Raw genomic sequence first — 19,565 nt, forward strand, 5'->3', positions numbered from 1 at the left:
GCCTTGTCCCACCGGTCGCCCCGCACTCTCCTTCACAGGTCCGGATTATGAGCAAGCAACCCTCCATCAGCTACAAGGACGCCGGTGTCGACATCGATGCAGGCGAAGCGCTGGTCGAACGCATCAAGGGCGTGGCCAAGCGTACCGCGCGTCCTGAAGTCATGGGCGGTCTGGGCGGCTTTGGCGCGCTCTGCGAAATCCCAGCCGGTTACAAGCAGCCAGTATTGGTCTCCGGAACCGATGGCGTCGGCACAAAGCTGCGCCTGGCACTGAATCTGAACAAGCACGACAGCATCGGCCAGGATCTGGTGGCCATGTGCGTCAACGATCTGGTGGTCTGCGGAGCCGAGCCGCTGTTCTTCCTCGACTACTACGCTACCGGCAAACTCAACGTCGATATCGCAGCGACCGTGGTTACCGGCATCGGTGCCGGCTGCGAACTGGCCGGCTGCTCGCTGGTTGGCGGCGAGACCGCCGAAATGCCTGGCATGTACGAAGGCGAAGATTACGACCTGGCCGGCTTCTGCGTTGGCGTGGTCGAGAAGAGCGAAATCATCGACGGCTCGAAGGTTACCGCAGGCGATGCGCTGATCGCCCTGCCCTCCTCCGGTCCGCACTCCAATGGCTATTCGCTGATCCGCAAGATCATCGAAGTGGCCGGCGCCGATATCGAGAACATTCAGCTCGAAGGCAAACCGCTCACCGAACTGCTGATGGCGCCGACCCGCATCTACGTCAAGCCGCTGCTCAAGCTGATCAATGACACCGGCGCGGTCAAAGCCATGGCGCACATCACCGGTGGCGGCCTGCTGGACAACATTCCGCGCGTACTGCCTGAAGGCAGTCAGGCCGTCCTCGATATCGCCAGCTGGAATCGTCCGGCGGTGTTCGACTGGCTCCAGGAGAAAGGCAACGTCGACGAGCATGAAATGCACCGCGTGCTCAACTGCGGCGTCGGCATGGTCATTTGCGTGGCGCAGGATCAGGTCGAAACCGTTCTCGGCAACCTGCGTGACTCCGGCGAAAGCCCATGGGTGATCGGCAAGATCGCCTCGGCTGGCGCAGATGCCGAGCGTGTCGTGCTGAACAATCTGAAACAACGCTGATGAGCCTCGGCGCGCCCTGCAACGTCGCGGTGCTGATTTCAGGGTCCGGCAGCAATTTGCAGGCCCTGATCGACAGCCTCGGTGAAGATAATCCGGTGCGTATCCGCGCGGTCGTGTCGAATCGCGCCGACGCATTCGGTCTGCAGCGCGCGCAAGCAGCCGGCATTGCCACTCACGTGGTGCAACACAAGGACTTCGCCGATCGCGAAGCCTTCGACGCCGCGCTGATCGAGATCATCGATACGCACAAGCCGCAGCTGGTCGTACTAGCCGGTTTCATGCGCATCCTTACATCAAGCTTCGTCCGCCATTACCAGGGCCGTCTGCTCAATATCCACCCGTCTCTGCTGCCGAAATACAAGGGCCTGGACACCCACCGCCGCGCCCTTGAAGCTGGAGACCATGAGCACGGCTGCAGCGTGCATTTCGTCACCGAAGAGCTCGATGGTGGCCCCGTGGCAATACAGGCCAGCCTCAATATCGAGCCCGGCGAAAGCATCGGCGAACTGACCGATCGGGTGCACGCAGCCGAGCACATCATCTATCCGCTGGCCGTCCGCTGGTTTGCCGAAGGCCGCTTGCGCCTTGCCGAGCAAGGCGCGATGCTTGACGACATTCAGTTGCCGGTTTCCGGCCATCCGATACGAATCTAGGAGATCTTATGCGTCGCGCTTTGCTGCTCGCTCTTGCCGTACTGGCCTTGCCGGCCCAGGCCCTGGAGCTCAAGCCCTTCTCCGCCAGCTACACCGCGGACTGGAAACAAGTGCCTGTCAGCGGTACCGCCCATCGCAGTCTGGAAAAACTCGAAGGCAACACCTGGCAGCTGGATTTCGAAGCCTCCATGCTGGTGGCCAGCTTCAATGAACGCAGCACCTTTAGCGTCGAGGGCGAAACCCTCATCCCCCAGAAATATCGCCTCAAGCGCAGCGGCCTGGGTAAAGGCAAAACCATCAAGCACGATTTCGATTGGCAGGCCAAGCAGGTCGTTGGCGAAGACCGTGGCGATCCGGTCAAGCTGCCCCTCAACCGCGGCCTGCTGGACAAGTCCACCTATCAAATCGCACTTCAGGAGGCTGTAGCGGCGGGCGAAAAAAGCATGAGCTACCAAGTCGTCGATGGCGATGAAATCGAAACCTACGACTTCCGTGTGCTCGGCGACGAGCAGGTCAGCACCAAGGCAGGCCGGATCGATGCCATCAAGGTCGAGCGCGTGCGTGATCCGACGCAGAGCAAACGCCAGACCATCCTCTGGTTCGCCAAGGACTGGGATTACATGCTGGTCCGCCTGCATCAGGTGGAAAAAGACGGCAAGGAATACCAGATCATGCTCGAAGAAGGCACCGTCGACGGCAAAGCCGTGAAAGGTGACTGACTGCCACCGCGCCGGGCAGCCGGCGCGTTATCACCTGCCGTTTCAGCGAATCTCACCATGACCTTTCCCCGCGTCTTGCTGCTTGCCCTGCTGCCGGTTTTTGCTGGCTGTCAATCGTTACCCTGGAGCGACGGGCCTCGCAAACAGCCGACCGAACGGCTTCAGGGTGAGGTCACACATCGTGATGGGTTGCTGTCGTTGCGCACCTGCCAGGGTGAGCGCCACGTTGCATTGCTCGATGCCGGCGCGACCGGGCTACCCGAAGACGCCCAGGCGCTAATGTCCGACAGCGGACAACCGCTGTTTGCCGATGTACGTGGCATGCTGATTTCGCGAGATGGCGATAGGCAACTGCAATTGACACAGGTCTATCGCCTGCAGGCCGAAGGTCCTGGCTGCAACGCAGACGAATTCAAGCAATTGACGCTGCGCGCCAGTGGCAACGAGCCAGGCTGGAGCGTAAGGATCACCACGCACGGCATGCTGCTCGAACGTCCCGGCGAGACGCCGCTGGCCGTGCCGTATCTGGAAGAACAGCTGCCGGGCGGACAGACCAGTTTCAGCAGCGAGGCCAATGACCAGCGCCTCAATCTCTGGGTAGCGCCACAGCGCTGCGTCGACAGTGCCAGCGGCGCAATCAGCCACCTGACCGCCGAACTGCGTATCGACGACCAAACCCTGCGCGGCTGTGCCTACTACGGCGGCGCGCGCAACGAATGAATCTATCGAAGCGCGTACTGGCGCGCTTCCCGACGTTTCGAAGACCGACAATGAATAACGACCTGTCCCTGCTGCAGCCTTATCCGTTCGAGAAACTCCGCGCCCTGCTCGCCGGCGTGCAACCGCCGAGCGAAAAGCGCGCTATCGCTTTATCGATCGGCGAACCGAAACATCCATCGCCCGATTTCGTTGCCCAGGCGCTGACTACCAGCCTCGATCAGTTGGCCGTATATCCGTCCACCCTCGGCATCCCCGAGCTGCGCGAGTCCATCGCACGCTGGTGCGAACGTCGCTTCGGCGTGGCAGCCGACAGCCTCGATCCGGCGCGCCATGTGCTACCGGTCAATGGCACCCGCGAAGCCTTGTTTGCGTTCACCCAGGCCGTCGTCAACCGCAGCGCGGACGCGCTGGTGCTCAGCCCCAATCCGTTCTATCAGATCTATGAAGGCGCGGCGCTTCTGGCCGGCGCCACACCGCATTACCTGCCCTGTACCGCCGAGAATGGGTTCAATCCGGATTTCGACGCCGTTCCGGCCGATATCTGGCAGCGCACGCAAATCCTGTTTCTCTGCTCGCCGGGCAACCCCACCGGCGCGCTGGTGCCGCTGGACACGCTGAAGAAGCTGATCGCGCTGGCCGACGAGCATGATTTCGTCATCGCCGCCGACGAGTGCTATAGCGAGCTTTACTTCAATGAGGAACATCCGCCTGCCGGATTGCTGACCGCATGCGCCGCGCTGGGCCGTAACGATTTCAAACGCTGCGTGGTGTTCCACAGCCTGTCCAAGCGCTCGAATCTACCGGGGCTGCGCTCCGGATTTGTTGCCGGGGATGCGGACATTCTCAAGGCCTTTCTGCTCTACCGCACCTATCATGGCTGCGCCATGCCGGTGCAGACCCAACTCGCAAGCATCGCCGCCTGGAACGACGAGGCGCATGTCCAGGCCAATCGCCAGATGTACCGCGAGAAGTTCGATGCGGTTCTGGACATCCTCACGCCGGTGATGGATGTACAGCGCCCCGATGGCGGGTTCTACCTGTGGCCGAAAACGCCCATCGACGGCCAGCAATTCACTCGCGAGCTGTTTGCCCACGAACATGTGACGGTGGTGCCAGGGTCCTATCTGTCACGAGAAGTCGACGGCGTCAGCCCTGGCAAGGATCGGGTTCGCATGGCGCTGGTGGCGCCGCTCGCTGATTGCGTCGAAGCAGCCGAGCGCATCCGCGCGTTTATCGCCACGCTTTGAAGGCAGAGCCGGAGCCGGACGCGGCGGCGTCCGGCCTCTTTCAGGCGACACCTGGCGGAATCATGTCCTTGCCGTAGTCGCGCAGTTTCTCAAGATTTTCCGGCTTCATGTGCTCCGGAATGTCCGCCGTGATGGGTTCTTCGCGCTCATCATGCTCCCCCACATCGGGCTTTTCGGGCTCGTTCATGGCGCTCTCCTCAGATTGCGTTCTCTTCCCATATCAGCTCACCGTCGTTGCTGACCTCCCTGACCTTGGTCAGCGCCGCCTCGGCTGCTACTTCAGCCTCGGACGCGAGGTCGTAATGCCGGCCGTTGGCGACTTTGAATATTCGGGCAGTGTCGTCGGTATCACGAAGCTTCACCGCAATCACCGCCTCGAATCCATCATCGGCAGGAACGGCGGACGAAATGGCCTCATGGTTTTCGAAATGCTTGCGTGCCATACATGACCTCATCGTTGCGATTGTGAACAATGGACAACGCACGGCCTGAAAAAGGTCGAATCGCTTTGCGATCTAGCGGCTGAACCGATGACCGCCGCGGCGACTCCCACTCTTAACAGTGACGCTCAGGAGGCCGGCCATGCCCATGAATGAAACCTACACAGCCAGCGCACCTTCGCGAGACGAAGTCGACGATCTAGAAGGTTTCACCCTGCTCGAATTCGGTACCGACTGGTGTGGTCATTGCCGTGCGGCGCAACCGCCGCTGGCTACCGCCATGGCCGGACGTTCACTGCGCCATTTGAAGATCGAGGACGGTCCGGGCCGCCCGCTGGGAAGGTCGTTTCGCGTCAAGCTATGGCCCACGCTGATTCTCATGCGCCAAGGCGAAGAACTCGGCCGCGTGGTGCGGCCAACCAGCACCCAGGCCATCGAGGACCTGCTGTGCCAGGCGGACAACTCCGCAAGCTGAAGCGTCCAGGCGGCTCAAAGCGGCAGGTTCATGTTCATCGTGGCATAATCCGCGGTCCAGTTTGGCCGGAGAATGCGGAGCTGTTATGCCCGATCAACACAAAGGACTCTGTCTGTACGGCATCAAGGCGTGCGACACCATGAAAAAGGCCCGTACCTGGCTCGACCAGCAGGGCTTGAGCTATGAGTTCCATGACTACAAGAGCGCCGGCATCGACCGCGCCCACCTGGAAGCTTGGTGCAATGAACATGGCTGGCAGACCGTACTCAACCGTGCTGGCACCACCTTCCGCAAGCTGGACGATGTGCAGAAAGCTGATCTTGACCAAGCCAAGGCCATTGAGCTGATGCTGGCCCAGCCATCGATGATCAAGCGCCCCGTCTTCGATTTGGGCGACAAGACGCTGATTGGCTTCAAGCCGGATATTTACGCTGCCGAGCTGGCAGCCAAGAACTGAGACCCGCTCGCAGGACGAGCGTGATTGATAAAAGGATTCCCTATGAGCAAAAACCTATTCAGCCTGGCGTTCGGCGTCGGCACACAGAACCGTCAGGGCAGCTGGCTGGAAGTCTTCTACGCGCAGCCGTTGCTGCAACCGGCCGGCGAATTGGTTGCCGCCATCGCCCCGCTGCTCGGCTACGAAGGTGGCAACCAAGCCATCACCATAACCACCAGCCAGGCCGCGCAACTGGCGGATGCGATCAAATCGATCGACAGCACCCAGCACGCACTGCTTACCCGCCTGGCCGAAAGCCAGCGCCCGCTGGTGGTCACACTGCTTGCCGAAGACGCCGCGCTGGCCTCGACCCCTGAGGCCTACCTCAAGCTGCATCTGATCTCCCATCGCCTGGTCAAGCCTCACGACCTGAACCTCGCCGGCATCTTCCCGCTGCTGCCCAACGTCGCCTGGACCAACCAGGGCGCGGTGGATCTGGCCGAACTGGCCGAGCGTCAACTGGAAGCACGCCTGAAGGGCTACCTGCTGGAAGTCGTCTCCGTCGACAAATTCCCGAAGATGACCGATTACGTGGTCCCGGCTGGCGTGCGCATCGCCGACACCGCACGCGTCCGTCTTGGCGCCTACGTGGGCGAAGGCACGACCGTAATGCATGAGGGCTTCATCAACTTCAACGCCGGCACCGAAGGCCCAGGCATGATCGAAGGCCGCGTCTCGGCCGGCGTGTTCGTCGGCAAGGGCTCGGACCTCGGCGGCGGCTGTTCGACCATGGGCACCCTGTCCGGCGGCGGCAACATCGTCATTTCCGTAGGTGAAGGCTGCCTGATCGGTGCTAATGCCGGTATCGGCATCCCGCTGGGCGACCGCAACACCGTGGAAGCCGGCCTGTACATCACCGCTGGCACCAAGGTGAACCTACTCGACGAGCAAGGCGAGCTGGTCAAGGTGGTAAAAGGGCGGGACCTGGCGAACCAGACCGACCTCCTGTTCCGCCGCAACTCGCTGACCGGCGCGGTCGAATGCAAGACTCACAAGTCCGCGATCGAGCTGAACGAAGCGCTGCACGCGCATAACTGACCGCTTAGCTGGAAGCCATAAGCCGGACGCTGGAAGCAACCGCGCATCGCTTGGGCTTCCAGCTTCCAGCTTCAGGCTTAACGCTATGCTTTTGTCTCCCTGGCGTTCCGATTTCCCCGCCCTGGCTGTTCTCGAAGCCCAGGGCCAGACGTACCTCGATAGCGCCGCCACGGCGCAGAAGCCGCAGGCATTGATCGATGCGCTGACCGGTTATTACACCTGCGGCACTGCCAACGTTCACCGCGCTCAGCATCAACCGGCCGAACGTGCCACCCGCGCTTTCGAGGATTCACGGATCAAAGTCGCGCGATGGCTTAACGCAGCCTGCCCTACCGAAATCGTGTTTACCCGTGGTGCTACCGAAGCGCTCAACCTGCTCGCCTATGGCCTCGAACCGTTGATCGAAGCGGATGACGAGATCGTCGTCAGCGCGCTGGAGCATCACGCCAACTTGTTGCCCTGGCAGCAGCTGGCAAAACGGCGCAATGCCAGGCTGGTGGTGCTACCGCTGGATCATCGCGGCGTGATCGACCTGCACGCTGCTGCCAGCCTTATCGGACCAAGAACTCGTCTGCTTGCCGTCAGCCAGCTGTCCAATGTACTTGGGGCCTGGCAACCGCTCGCCGAGTTGTTGCCACTGGCCAAGGCTCACGGCGCGCTAACGATCGTCGACGGCGCCCAAGGCGTGGTCCACGGCCGGCACGACATGCAGACGCTGGCCTGCGACTTCTATGTACTCTCCAGCCACAAGCTCTACGGGCCGGAAGGCGTCGGCGCGCTTTACGGGCGCGGCGAGTCATTGCTCAAGCTCAGGCACTGGCAATACGGCGGCGAGATGGTCCGCGTCGCCGATTTCCAGCACGCCGAATTCCATGCCGCACCACTGGGTTTCGAGGCCGGTACGCCGCCCATCGGGGCGGTCATCGGGCTCGGTGCGACGCTGGATTATCTGTCCAGACTGGACGCAACGGCAGTTGCTGACCATGAACAAGCACTGCATAAACATTTACTGGCGGGTCTCGCGATCCGTGAAGGCGTGCGACTGCTGGGCGAACCGCAGTTGGCGCTGGCCAGCTTCACCGTGGACGACATTCATCACGGTGATCTGGCGCACCTGCTCACCGAACAAGGCATCGCCATACGCAGCGGGACCCATTGCGCACAGCCGCTGTTGAAAGCCCTGGGAATCGATGGCGCCATCCGCGTATCGCTCGGGCTGTACAACGACGGCACCGATCTGGAGCGCTTCTTCGCAGCACTGGATCAGGCGCTGGAAATCCTGCGATGAGCGAACTGCCTCCCTCTGCTAGCGAAGCCCTGCTCGGCTTTCAACAGGCTGCCGGCTGGGAACAGCGCGCGCGGTTGCTGATGCAGTGGGGCGATCGGCTCGAGCCGCTCAGCGAACTCGAACGCAACGAGACCAACCAAGTGGCAGGCTGCGAGAGCAAGTTGTGGTTGATCGGCGAGCGGCAGGGAAATCTCTTATATTTCCGCGGCACCAGCGAGGCGCGCCTGCTACGCGGGCTACTGGCCGTTCTCCTAGTGCGCGTCAACGGACTCGACGCTGCTCAGCTGCGGCAGCTCGACATCGCAGAGTGGTTCGATCAGCTCGGCCTGTCGCGGCAGCTATCGCCTTCGCGCAGCAACGGCATGAACGCAGTATTGGCGCGCATGCGCGAGTTGAGCCGGCAAAGCTAGGTGTATCGTTCTTGCGCTCTTGTAAGAGCGAGCTTGCTCACGATCATGCCGGTTCGACGTAGCAGCGAATCGCCAGCAAGCTGGCTCCTACAGGGCGATCGACGCGCACGATGCTGAGCCCGGACACTGAACTGTAGGAGCGAGCTTGCTCGCGAACATAGTCGCTCGGTGTGGCAACTGCCATGCAGTACGCCGACCTCTACGGAGGGAGCCGCGTCGCGGGAAGACACCGTTCTTTCGAGCCGAAATGCAGTACTTACCCAGACTCCCGTGCCGCTGAGCGCCAGGGAAACCAACGCGGCGTTCGTCGGCAGTAATCGCGATACTGCTCACCGAACACCGATTCCAGGTAGGGCTCTTCATAACGCGCGATATACACCGCGGCGAAGCGGCTCCAGATCGCCAGCCACACCGCCAGCAGCGGCGAACTGTAGATCAACATCAGGCCGATCAGCACGAAAGTGCCTGACCACATCATCGGATGCCTGACCAATCCGTACGGGCCGCCTCGCAACAGGGCCTTCGGTCCGGAGAGCGGGCTGACCGTTCCCTTGCCATGCCGGTACATCATCAGCGCGCAGATAATCGCCAGCAGCCCTCCCAGATTCATCAGCGTGACGCCGGCGTATTTCAGAACTGCCAGGCGCGGCAGCTCGATACCCAGTTGCTGTTCCAGTTGTAGAAAGAAACGCGGGAATACATAGAGCACGCCGAACGGGCCAACGATCAGGTAGATCAGGGTATCGATTTTGCCGAGCAGCTTTTTCACTTGTATGGCGTCCGATCCGTCTCAGTCTAGGGACAACAAGCGCAGCGCTCCGGTTCGCCTTCGACGAGGGCAACAGCTTCAGGACTAGCCTATCGGCGCACGCTCCGCCGGCCGCCGTGCTCCCGCCACCAACTTGTCGACGGCGCGCGCCGCCGCCACCAGACCGAAGCTGGCGGTGACCATCATCGCCGCGCCGAAACCGCCAGCGCAGTCGAGCTTCACCCCCTCGCCCACAAAACTCTTGCTCTGGCAGACCCCGCCATCCGGCTTGGGATAGCGCAGCTGCTCGGTGGAGAACACGCAGGGCACACTGTAGGTGCGGCCCGGCGTGCGGGAAAAATTGTATTCGCGCCGCAGCAGGGAACGCACCTTGGCTGCCAGCGGATCGTTGAAGGTCTTGTTCAGATCGGCAACCTGGATCTGCGTCGGATCCACCTGCCCGCCCGCGCCGCCCGTGGCGATGATCTGAATCTTGCGTCGCTTGCACCAGGCGATCAACGCGGCCTTGGCCGGCACGCTGTCGATGCAGTCGATGACGCAATCCATCTGCTCGGTGATGTATTCGGCCATGGTGTCGCGCGTGACGAAGTCGGCAACGGCATGCACTACGCAGGCCGGGTTAATCGCCCTGATCCGCGCCGCCATCTCATCGACTTTGGGTTTGCCCACGGCACCTTCCAACGCGTGCACCTGCCGGTTGGTGTTGGTAATGCAGACATCATCCAGATCGAACAGACTGATCTCGCCGACCCCGCTACGCGCCAGCGCCTCGGCCGCCCAGGAACCAACCCCGCCGATCCCGACAACAGCGACATGCGCCGCCGCCAAGCGCTCTAGCCCGGCGGCGCCGTAAAGGCGTGCGATGCCGCCAAACCGCTGATCGTCGATAGCCATGTCGATACCCCAGAAGAACATTGCGCGATTATAGGGCTGGTATTCACCTCGATCCCAGCCCGTAACGTCAGCTGTGACAGCCCTACTGAAAGCTTCGCCCGAGGGCGGGCCTTGTATGTCAAATCTAAGCCTGCGCCACTCTTGCAACAACGACGCCCGCCACTAACGCCAAAACCTGCACAAATCCTCTAGGAGGCGCGCGCTCGCGGCGAATGGGCTCAAGATCGTCGCGCGCCTGATTACCATTCGAAAACCGGTGGCGTTCGATAGCTCACCGGCAGAGTAGAAACACCTCGCCCCGTGGGCGGGCCTCCTATGCAAACCGAGGCCTGGATCGCTTCCCGCGATAACCACACCCGTCCGAACCGAGGCCTGCACTACCCCTGCGGTAGACCGCCCCGTTTTAAAAGACATCAACCGATAGCCTGGGCACTCTGCGAAACCATGCTTGGTAATTGTCCCGGTGGCGGCTCTCGGTCATCCTCCCCACATGAATCGACCCGGCACAGGTGTTGTGATGAACGAAAAGAAAGAAAACAGCTTGCCGCTGCAAGGCCTCAAGGTCATCGAGATGGGCCAGCTGATCGCTGGCCCCTTCGCCAGCAAAATGCTCGGCGAGTTCGGTGCCGATGTGATCAAAATCGAGCCGCCAGGTGTCGGTGATCCATTGCGCAAATGGCGCAAGCTCAAGGATGGCACCTCGCTCTGGTGGCATGTGCAGTCACGCAACAAGCGATCGATAACCCTCGATTTGAAAGCCGCCGAAGGTCAGCAGATTGTCCGCCAGCTGGTATCCGAGGCCGACGTGCTAGTGGAAAACTTCCGCCCCGGCACCCTCGAAGGCTGGGGCCTTGGCTGGGACGAACTGGCCAAACTCAACCCGCGTCTCATCATGCTGCGCATCTCCGGCTACGGCCAAACCGGCCCGTACCGCGACCTGCTCGGCTTTGGCGTAATCGGCGAGGCCATGGGCGGCCTACGGCATCTGTCCGGCTATCCGGGCCAACCGCCGGTGCGTGTAGGTGTGAGCATTGGTGATTCGCTGTCCTCGCTCTATGGTGTGATCGGTGTGCTGCTCGCCCTGCAGGAACGCCACCGCAGCGGCAAGGGTCAGGAAATCGATGTTGCGTTGTACGAATCGGTATTCGCCATGATGGAAAGTCTGGTGCCCGAGTACGACGCCTTCGGCTATATCCGCGAGCCAGCCGGCAGCGCCCTGCCCGGTATCACGCCGTCAAACTCCTACCTGTGCAATGACGGCGCCTACGTGCTGATCGCCGGCAATGGCGACAGCATTTACAAGCGGTTGATGACGTTGATGGGGCGCCAGGACCTGGCCGACGACTCGCGTTTCGCCCACAACGACGGTCGCGCCCAGCATGCCGAACTGATCGATGCCGCCATCGGTGAGTGGACCGCGCGGCACAGTCGCGACGAGGTGATCGAAGCGCTCAAAGAGGCACGCGTCCCGGCCGGCTATCCGTATACCGCCGCCGATATCGTCAAGGACCCGCACTACCTGACGCGGCAGATGATCGAGCAAGTACAAACCTTCGCCGGCCCGCTCAAGGTGCCAGGCGTGCTGCCCAAACTCAGCCGCACCCCGGGCCGCATCGGCACCGGAGGCCCTCAGCTGGGTGAACACACCGAAGACGTACTGGCCGGGCTTGGCCTGACAGACGAGCAAGTCCGCGGGCTGCGCGAGCGCGGGATCGTTTGATGCGACTGTTCGCGAGCAAGCTCGCCCCTACGGGATGCGGCCGTCCGCCGCTCTTGTAGGAGCGAGCTTGCTCGCGAACCCTACTACCAGACACATGCAAATTCGGAGGGCCAATGACCAAACGCCTCTACATCTAGGACGTCGCCACTCGCGATGGCTTTCAGATCGAACCGAACTTCATCCCCACCGAAGACAAGATCGCGTTGATCGATCGCCTCTCCGAAACCGGGTTGGCGAAGATCGAGGTCACCTCTTTTACCTCGCCCAAAGCCATCCCCAATTTGCGCGATGCCGAAGAAGTCATGAGCGGTATCCGCCGAACGCCAGCAATCGTAGGGTGGGCTTTAGCCCACCAGCGACTCGCTACCCAACGGGCATCTTATGGCTCCCACGCTCTGCGTAGGAATGCCAATGGGGCGCATCTGCCGTAAAAACTTGAGCAACTGGCCGGAAGCAGCGTTCACCGCGCACTTCCACAACACACGCGGCATGGGCCTGGCCAACGCCCTGGCTGCGATGCGCGCAGGTATTGACCGCTTCGACGCCTCGCTCGGCGGCCTCGGTGGCTGCCCCTACGCACCCGGCGCCAGCGGCAATATCAGCACCGAGGAAATGGTGCACATGTTCCAGCGCATGAGCATGGATACCGGCGTCGATCTGGACAAACTGCTGCCGTGCACCGCTGGCCTGCCGGAACTGGTCGGCCATGACATACCGGGAGCCGCCCTCAAAGCTGGGAAATCGGGACCGTCGTTATCCGAAGCCGAAGTGGATGCAGGAGGAAGCTGTTCAGTAAACCCAATAGCGGACGCAACGGTTGCTTAGAATGCCGCCTCCCACTGCCTACCTCGGGTCCCAGCGCTTTGATGCGAGAGACCCGCTTCAAGGCCAGCTGTCTTCGGCCCTGAAAGCCACAGCCAAGCCCGGCTCCACCCAACAGAGCCATCCCTTACTCAGACGGCTATCTTCGCTGCTCGCTACCTCACGCAGCAGTACCAAACCAGTGATATGCCCCCTTTCGCGGCCTTGAGCCGCTGTGCCAGCACGTCCAGCATCCATCGCCGAATCAAGCCGCGGTGATAGCACAAAGCTATTAATGCCATCATAATGGCGCTGCTTTCATGGCGGCGCATACGCTGATGCATGGAAGCAGAACGAAAAATCAGAAAGGAATTCATCGTGAACGCTGTTGCTTTTCGTAAGACTCTACTGGCGATCGCCGTCGCTGGTGCCGCGCTTCCCATCTACGCGCAAACACTGACTTTGGATAATGCTGGCCTTGTGAAGGAAAACACGACCTTCCAAGACACAGTAGAGGTTCGAGGATCTTTCACCAGCGCCAATAGTGACGTTGACGCTATCGAATTCAACAGCGTCATCTTCAAAAAAGACCTGCTGCTGGAGGCCGCTGTCAACGCCAAGGGCGACAACGCTGACGGTGTCGATCTGAGCATGTCCGGTGACGATGAAGACTGGGCTTCCATGGGACCGGCCACTCAGATCTACGGCGATCTGGTCAACAAGGGCACCATTCAGGTGGCCGGTGCGGGCGCCTCAGGAATCCTCGTCGATCCCGCCATCGTACACGGCAGCCTGATCAACGAAGGAACTGTGCATGTTTCCGGTAACGTGCTGGAAGGCGACGGCGTTCGCGCAATCGAAATTTCAGGTGATTCGGAAATTCACAAAGATGTGGTGAATACAGCGGACGGTAAAATCATCGCTGAGGGCGCCAATGCAACCGCGATTCAACTCATGGGCAGCGAAATCGATGGACGCTTGATCAACAACGGCTTGATTCAAGTGACTGGGATTGGCGCAGACGCCATCGATGTCACCACTAACGAGCAACCAGAGTGGAACTGGAGCAAGCGGGCATCTGTTTCCGCTATCGAGAACCATGGCTCTATCATCGCCAATGGTGTTGATGCCGACGGTATCCAAATCGATGGCGGCGTTATCGACAGCATCGTGAACACCGGCACCATCGAGGCCGATTCCACCGCGATTGTGATTGGTGACTTCGAAGTATCTGACGCTCGCAAACAGGAGCAAGAGTACTACCTCAAGATTTACCATGAAGGCGGCCTGATTAGCGGGCAAGACGCCGCTATCAATGCTGAGGGTAACAAGGTCGATCTGGAATGGAGCGGCGGCAAAATCCAAGGCGATATCCTTGGCCTGGATGGCTATGTCCAGATTACCGACTCCGTAATTTTTGACGGTTCGCGTATTGAAGTTGGCGACGATGAGACCGTACGCGTAGGTGTGAATGCCAATCCCGATGAAGGCCACGAAGCGGCGCTAGGTCACATCGAACTGCTCGGCACCCATACTTCGATCGATGGCGATCTGGTCGTTGCGAAAGATTCGTCTATCGGCCTGAACCTGAGCAATGCGACCGAGGCGACGAAACCGGTGCTCAATGTCACCAAAACCGCCGAGTTTGGACAGGGCTCCAAGCTGATCCTTCAGGCCAACGGTGCAGATTTCGCTGCTAACGGCTCGTCTTACCGCTTAGTAACGGCACAAGAAATTATCGATAAAGGCTTGCAGGTCGTCAGCAGCAACCAGTTGCTTAAAGTCAGCGACCTGAAGATCACATCGACCGAGATAGGTGGGGGATTGATTCCCGCCGATGATGACTCAAGCACCCCTCCGGTCGATGGCGGTGACGATACGCAAAACCCGCCGACCGATGGCGGAGGAGAGCCGACTACGCCCCCTGCCGATGGAGGGGAAACCGGTATGATTGACGTGATCATCAAGACGCCAGAGGAATTCAAGGAAACCATCGCGACCGGCGGCGGTTCGCAGAATGCCCAGGCTGCCGGCGTTGCTTTCAGCAAGATCGCCAGCAAGCTGCCTACCCAAGTGCTGAATGCCTTCGATGGCATTACCGAAACCCAGGCTGCCCGTCTGATTGAACAGACCACCCCGGAAGCCAACGGCGGTGCAACCCAGGCCGCGACGTCCGGCCAGACACTGGTTAGCAACGTCACCGGCAACCGGACGAGCAGCATTCGCGGTATGTCTTCCGGTGATGCTCTCCAGGAAACCGGTGTTTGGGTTCAGGCACTGTACAGCGATGCCAACCAGGATCTGCGTGATGGCGTAGCCGGTTACAACGCCTACAGCCGCGGCATTGCCATCGGCGCCGACGGCAAGCTGAACGATCAGCTGACCCTTGGTGTGGCGTACAGCTTCCTCAGCACCGATGTAAACAGCGAGAACGGCAACGAAACCGAAGTAGACGGCCATGCCTTCACGCTCTATAGCGGTTACGAGCTGGGACGTTACTTCGTAGATTCAAGCCTGACGTACGGCGTCAATAGCAATGAAGGCTCGCGCTATGTCCTAGGCGAAAAGGCAAAGTCCGACTATGACAGTTCGGTGCTCGGGTTGAACATCACTGGTGGCTACAGCTACTCCATCAGCGACAATCTCGTCCTGGAACCGCGCCTGGCTGCCCGCTACAGCCGGATCGATATCGATAGCTACCGCGAGAAAAACGCCACTCTGGCATTGGCGATCGAAGATCAACGCTACGAAGTGATCGAGCTTGGCGCGGGCCTGCGTGTCGCTGCGCAATATCCGCTGGGTCGTGGAACGTTGGAGCCTCAAGCTAAGCTGATGGCCTATCATGACTTCGCAGCCGATCAAGCCAGCAGCACGTCGGCCTTCGTTCTTGGCGGAACCCCATTCGTGACCAGCGGTGCCAAACCAGCCCGCAATAGCTACGAGGCGGGTATCGGAGCCGATTACCGACTGGGCCAGTTCACCATCGGACTGGGCTACGACTATGTCGGTAAGTCAGACTTCAATGCCGATACCTTCACCGCGAAGGTACGTTACGACTTCTGATGAAAACGAAAAACCTCGGCTCGCATTCGCGAGCCGCCGGTTGGAAACAGGGCCTGGCGCTGCTTATCGGCGCCATGCTCGGTGGTTGCCAGTCTTCGCAGGAGGCCCTGCGTAGCCTGGCGGCTCACCATAACCATCGGTTGGAAATCATTTCCACCCGGCCCTTTCCCCTGGCATTGAGCACCCCGCTCAAGCCAATCGCCACATCCCGAATCCGCTTGTACATCGAAGGCGATGGTCACGCTTGGGCGACGCGCTCACAACCGAGCCTGGATCCTACGCCGCGTAACCTGCTGGTTGCAGGTCTTGCTTTCGATGACCCAACCCCGAGTTTTTACCTTGCGCGGCCATGCCAGTTTGTAATGGCAGCCGGCTGCCGTCCGGACCTATGGACCAACCGCCGCTTTTCCGATGAGGTCGTTATCAGCCTTGAGCACGCACTCGACCAAATCAAGTTGCGCTATGGCAATCGTGACTACGAGCTGATTGGCTATTCGGGAGGCGCTGCCCTTGCCATGCTGCTTGCGGCTCGACGCGACGATATCGCACAAATCCAGACCCTCGCAGGTAATCTCAGCCCTAACCGATGGGTGCAACTGCATCAACTCAGCCCTCTGTCGGGCTCCCTTAATCCGGATGATCACCGCGCAGCATTGGCACGAATTCCTCAGAGACATCTGGCAGGTGGCAAGGACAAAGTAGTCCCGCCCTTATTGTTGCGCAGCTATGTCAGAAGCCTGGAACAGCCTGTTTGCATCGAAAGCGAAGTCATCGCTGACGCTTCTCATGCAGACGGCTGGGCTCAAGCCTGGCGTGTGTACAGGAATCGCCCGTTACGCTGCGAAAGACGGCAAGTCGATTAGCCCGCGGCGGGGTTGGCAAAAGCATGCCAGCAAAACCAAAGCTTCGCGCCGAGGGCCGCCCTTCTACAACAAAATCAAAAACCTACGTCCACCGCTTCTGATCTTGTAGGAGGCGCACCCTCGCGGCGAGTGCAGGCGATAGCCTGCCCAAACCACCCTACTCCGTCGGCCCCACTTTCCGCTGCTGATAAATCAAATCAACGATTTCACCTTCGGGCACATAACCGCTCACCACTTCACGCAGCAATACCCGAACCTGCGGATAGTCATCCTGCTCTACAGCTTTAAGCAGTTTCGCCAGCGCACTACGCAGCGCATCCCAGGTGAAGTACTCCTCATCGGCACGCATGATCATCGGGTGCTCGGTAGGGCTCACGTTGTCGCCGATCAGCAGCTCTTCATACAGCTTCTCACCCGGCCGTAACCCGGTGAATTCGATAGCGATATCCCCGTGCGGGCTTTTCTCCGAACGCACACTCAGGCCGGACAAGTGGATCAGTTTCTCGGCCAGTTCGGCAATCCGCACTGGCTGGCCCATGTCCAGCACGAACACATCGCCGCCCTTCCCCATCGCCCCCGCCTGAATGACCAACTGAGCGGCCTCGGGAATGGTCATGAAATAACGGGTAATCTTCGGGTGCGTCACCGTCACCGGCCCGCCACTGCGAATCTGCTGGTAGAAGCGCGGAATAACCGAACCCGACGATCCCAGCACATTGCCGAAACGCACCATGGTAAAGCGCGTTTTGTTGACGTGATGCACCGAGTCGCCAGCACCAAAGAGCACCGGTGCTGTTTCTCGGCTCAACGCCTGCAGAATCATTTCAGCGACACGCTTGGTGCTGCCCATCACATTGGTCGGGCGCACCGCCTTGTCTGTGGAGATCAGCACGAAGTTGGCCACACCCGCCTGCACTGCCGCCTGGGCCGTGTTCATGGTGCCAAGCACATTATTCAGCACGCCTTCAGCGACGTTGTGCTCCACCATGGGTACATGCTTGTACGCCGCTGCGTGGTAGATCGTCTCCACCTGCCAGGTGCGCATAACATCCAGTAGGCGGTCGGGATTACGGATAGAACCCATGATCGGCACCAACCGGACCGGCAGCGAAGCCCGCTCGATCGCCCGCTCCAGTTCGATGTGAATGCTGTAGAGATTGAACTCGCTGTGCTCGAACAGCAGCAGCGTTTGAGGCTTGTTCGACAGGATCTGTCGGCACAGCTCCGAACCAATCGAGCCGCCCGCTCCCGTCACCATCACCACCTTGCCGCGAATGCACTTCTCGAACAGCGCCTGCTGCGGCGGCACGGCGTCGCGCCCAAGCAAGTCAGCGATGTCGACTTCCTGAATATCCTCGACCTTGACCTTTCCGCTGGCCAGATCCATAAAACCAGGAACGCTGCGTACATGCAGGGGGAAATGCTCCAATGTCTCCAGCACCTCACGCCGCCTGCCTCGTGACGCCGACGGAATCGCCAGCAGAATTTCATCCGCTCCCGTCTCGTCGATCATCTGCTGGATATGCTTGGGCGAATAGACCCGGAGCCCTGCAATCGTGCGGTTGAAGAGATTCGGATCATCATCGATAAACGCAACCGGACGCATCGCGCGTCCCAGACGCAGCGCTGCAATCAACTGATTGCCCGCCGCACCGGCGCCATAAACCGCAACCTTCGGCAAACCCGCGTCGCGGCCTTTGAACTTAGTGAGCGAGTCCGGGGAAAACCAATCACCCATGAAGTACTGGCGCATCACTAAGCGCAAGCCGCCAATCAGGAGCAGGCTCAGCCACCAGTAGTTAAACACCATCGAGCGCGGAATGACCTTGGGCACATCCGTACGCCAATATACCGCCAGAGACAAAAGCAACGCCGAGAGCGTAACCGCCTTGACGATGGCCATCAGCGCATCGTTGCCGAAATAGCGCATCACGGCGCGATACATGCCGAAGCGGATGAAGAAAGGGATTGCGATCAGCGGGGCAATACCGAACAACCAAGCATGGCCGCTGAACGGCTCGATATTCTTGGCGTCACCCAACCGGACTACGAACGCCAACCAAAGCGCAGCCCAGACCAACACCATGTCTGTCGTCACCTGGATTAGCCGCTTGTAGCGCCGCGGTAAGCGCACCAAACGGGCACGCAGATTCTCAGCCAAGCTCAACACAACATTATCCTTCCTTTAGACCTGCCAGGCCGCTCAGCCCGTCAACAGACTGAAAGCCAAACAAACATGACTAGGGCTCGTCTACGCCCAGAGAATACAGGCCTCCAGCGAACTAGGCCGTCAGACTTTTCGGACAATCCGATCCCCGGCACCTTTACCCGCCACCGTCATGAAGATGTACTTGAAGTAATTCACTAAGGTGAGGGTCCGGATCATTTTCTGGTCCGTTTCCGCCAGCAATTCCGGCGTGGACATATCAATCTCGTTCACCTGCGCCAGCCCGGTAATTCCCGGACGAACCTCAAACACCCCGCGCTTGGCACGCTCTTCAGTCAGTTCCTGCTGATTGAACAGCCCCGGACGCGGCCCCACCAGGCTCATCTCGCCCTTCAGCACGTTCCACAGCTGAGGCAGCTCATCCAGTTTGGTCTTGCGCAGAAAATGACCAAAACGAGTAATGGACGCATTGCTGGCCAGATGTGTGGCAACCGAGGCCGTATCCACCCTCATGGTGCGGAACTTGACCAGGGTAAAGGGCTTCTGGTGACGCCCGACGCGCACCTGCCGAAAGACTGGAGAGCCGGTATCGAACAGGCCGATGATCGTCAGCATCAATAGTATTGGCAAGCCGACTACCAAGCCCAACAGCGAAAAAACAAAATCGAAAACTCGAATCACGGTTTCATCCGGTAA

At 60.1% G+C, this 19,565-nt stretch carries 19 protein-coding genes and 1 pseudogene; 14 read left to right on the forward strand and 6 right to left on the reverse strand.

Annotated features, from left to right (window positions below; translation table 11 throughout):
* Positions 1–44 precede the first annotated feature (44 nt).
* From purM to dapC, 5 genes are read left to right on the forward strand one after another with little or no spacing between them, the layout of a single operon-like run.
* Positions 45–1,106, forward strand: a complete 1,062-nt coding sequence (gene purM, locus NA645_RS00785; RefSeq protein ID WP_256047273.1) for a phosphoribosylformylglycinamidine cyclo-ligase — start codon at positions 45–47, stop codon at positions 1,104–1,106.
* A complete protein-coding gene (purN, locus tag NA645_RS00790; RefSeq protein ID WP_256047058.1) occupies positions 1,106–1,759 on the forward strand; it encodes a phosphoribosylglycinamide formyltransferase in 654 nt (217 codons plus the stop codon). Before purM ends, purN begins: the two co-directional genes overlap by 1 nt.
* Positions 1,760–1,767: 8 nt before the next feature.
* On the forward strand, positions 1,768–2,478 hold the full coding sequence (locus NA645_RS00795) for a DUF3108 domain-containing protein (RefSeq protein WP_256047059.1): 711 nt from the start codon (positions 1,768–1,770) through the stop codon (positions 2,476–2,478).
* 57 nt (positions 2,479–2,535) lie between these two features.
* Positions 2,536–3,198: a COG3650 family protein gene (locus NA645_RS00800; RefSeq protein ID WP_256047060.1), complete on the forward strand. Its 663-nt coding sequence runs from the start codon at positions 2,536–2,538 to the stop codon at positions 3,196–3,198.
* A gap of 50 nt (positions 3,199–3,248) precedes the next feature.
* Entirely contained in the window at positions 3,249–4,445 is a 1,197-nt protein-coding gene (gene dapC, locus NA645_RS00805; RefSeq protein WP_256047061.1) for a succinyldiaminopimelate transaminase, read from the forward strand.
* Between the two features lie 40 nt (positions 4,446–4,485).
* On the opposite strand, the gene NA645_RS00810 is transcribed toward dapC, so the two are convergent.
* A complete protein-coding gene (locus NA645_RS00810) occupies positions 4,486–4,632 on the reverse strand; it encodes a hypothetical protein (protein ID WP_256047062.1) in 147 nt (48 codons plus the stop codon).
* Positions 4,633–4,642: 10 nt separating this feature from the next.
* Positions 4,643–4,888: a hypothetical protein gene (locus NA645_RS00815; RefSeq protein ID WP_256047063.1), complete on the reverse strand. Its 246-nt coding sequence runs from the start codon at positions 4,886–4,888 to the stop codon at positions 4,643–4,645.
* A gap of 139 nt (positions 4,889–5,027) precedes the next feature.
* On the opposite strand from NA645_RS00815, the gene NA645_RS00820 reads away from it, so the two are divergent.
* From NA645_RS00820 to NA645_RS00840, 5 genes are all read left to right on the forward strand, one after another.
* Positions 5,028–5,360, forward strand: coding sequence for a thioredoxin family protein (locus tag NA645_RS00820; protein ID WP_256047064.1), 333 nt, complete (start codon positions 5,028–5,030; stop codon positions 5,358–5,360).
* 85 nt (positions 5,361–5,445) lie between these two features.
* On the forward strand, positions 5,446–5,817 hold the full coding sequence (locus NA645_RS00825) for an ArsC family reductase (RefSeq protein WP_256047065.1): 372 nt from the start codon (positions 5,446–5,448) through the stop codon (positions 5,815–5,817).
* Between the two features lie 42 nt (positions 5,818–5,859).
* Entirely contained in the window at positions 5,860–6,894 is a 1,035-nt protein-coding gene (dapD, locus tag NA645_RS00830) for a 2,3,4,5-tetrahydropyridine-2,6-dicarboxylate N-succinyltransferase (protein ID WP_256047066.1), read from the forward strand.
* Positions 6,895–6,979: 85 nt separating this feature from the next.
* Positions 6,980–8,182 (forward strand): aminotransferase class V-fold PLP-dependent enzyme, encoded by a 1,203-nt coding sequence (locus tag NA645_RS00835; protein WP_256047067.1) that lies wholly within the window; start codon positions 6,980–6,982, stop codon positions 8,180–8,182.
* Entirely contained in the window at positions 8,179–8,592 is a 414-nt protein-coding gene (locus NA645_RS00840) for a SufE family protein (protein ID WP_256047068.1), read from the forward strand. Before NA645_RS00835 ends, NA645_RS00840 begins: the two co-directional genes overlap by 4 nt.
* 256 nt (positions 8,593–8,848) lie before the next feature.
* Here the strand turns inward: NA645_RS00840 and NA645_RS00845 are convergent, their stop codons facing one another.
* Together NA645_RS00845 and tcdA are read right to left on the reverse strand one after the other, a co-directional pair.
* A complete protein-coding gene (locus NA645_RS00845; protein WP_256047069.1) occupies positions 8,849–9,361 on the reverse strand; it encodes a methyltransferase family protein in 513 nt (170 codons plus the stop codon).
* A gap of 84 nt (positions 9,362–9,445) precedes the next feature.
* Entirely contained in the window at positions 9,446–10,255 is an 810-nt protein-coding gene (gene tcdA, locus NA645_RS00850; protein WP_256047071.1) for a tRNA cyclic N6-threonylcarbamoyladenosine(37) synthase TcdA, read from the reverse strand.
* Between the two features lie 517 nt (positions 10,256–10,772).
* Between tcdA and NA645_RS00855 the strand changes: the two genes are divergently transcribed.
* The 4 genes and pseudogenes from NA645_RS00855 to NA645_RS00870 all read left to right on the forward strand — a co-directional run bounded on the left by NA645_RS00855 (position 10,773) and on the right by NA645_RS00870 (position 16,702).
* On the forward strand, positions 10,773–11,975 hold the full coding sequence (locus tag NA645_RS00855; protein WP_256047072.1) for a CaiB/BaiF CoA transferase family protein: 1,203 nt from the start codon (positions 10,773–10,775) through the stop codon (positions 11,973–11,975).
* A gap of 164 nt (positions 11,976–12,139) precedes the next feature.
* Positions 12,140–12,771 (forward strand): annotated as a pseudogene (locus tag NA645_RS00860) (hypothetical protein).
* Between the two features lie 383 nt (positions 12,772–13,154).
* On the forward strand, positions 13,155–15,839 hold the full coding sequence (locus NA645_RS00865; RefSeq protein WP_256047073.1) for an autotransporter domain-containing protein: 2,685 nt from the start codon (positions 13,155–13,157) through the stop codon (positions 15,837–15,839).
* Between the two features lie 218 nt (positions 15,840–16,057).
* Positions 16,058–16,702 carry an alpha/beta hydrolase gene (locus tag NA645_RS00870; protein WP_336605220.1) on the forward strand — a complete coding sequence of 215 codons (645 nt, stop codon included), beginning with the start codon at positions 16,058–16,060 and terminating at the stop codon, positions 16,700–16,702.
* Positions 16,703–16,859: 157 nt separating this feature from the next.
* On the opposite strand, the gene NA645_RS00875 is transcribed toward NA645_RS00870, so the two are convergent.
* Both NA645_RS00875 and NA645_RS00880 read right to left on the reverse strand, forming a co-directional pair.
* Positions 16,860–18,863 carry a polysaccharide biosynthesis protein gene (locus NA645_RS00875; protein ID WP_256047274.1) on the reverse strand — a complete coding sequence of 668 codons (2,004 nt, stop codon included), beginning with the start codon at positions 18,861–18,863 and terminating at the stop codon, positions 16,860–16,862.
* A gap of 129 nt (positions 18,864–18,992) precedes the next feature.
* A complete protein-coding gene (locus NA645_RS00880) occupies positions 18,993–19,550 on the reverse strand; it encodes a sugar transferase (RefSeq protein ID WP_256047075.1) in 558 nt (185 codons plus the stop codon).
* Positions 19,551–19,565: the final 15 nt, after the last annotated feature.

This window comes from Stutzerimonas stutzeri, from assembly GCF_024448955.1.
GTDB lineage: Bacteria > Pseudomonadota > Gammaproteobacteria > Pseudomonadales > Pseudomonadaceae > Stutzerimonas > Stutzerimonas stutzeri_AQ.